1 pseudogene is annotated in these 207 nt (G+C 34.3%); it reads right to left on the bottom strand.

Annotation, left to right across the window (positions count from 1 at the left end):
- Nucleotides 1–207, bottom strand: a pseudogene (locus tag A2003_RS11950) (hypothetical protein); the annotation flags it as partial.

Genomic DNA, 207 nt, shown 5'->3' with positions numbered 1-207 from the left:
ATTTTCTGATTCAGTTATGGTTATTTGAACGGGTTCTGTAATGGAATTGTGAGAATCAGTCTTAGTTGTAGATTTCTCTTCTTTATTGATGCTTTGACATGAATTGGTTATAGCGTGATTTGTTTGCGCCTCAGATTGCATGTGTTTTAGAGAACTTTTATCTGCTCCCGCTAAATTTTTATCTAGTACTACCAGTGTATTATCTTC

This window comes from Acinetobacter sp. GWC1_38_13 (genome assembly GCF_001767535.1).
Taxonomy (GTDB): domain Bacteria; phylum Pseudomonadota; class Gammaproteobacteria; order Pseudomonadales; family Moraxellaceae; genus Acinetobacter; species Acinetobacter junii.
Note: the sequence above shows the minus strand (reverse complement) of the source record. Positions and strands in the feature narration are given on the sequence as shown.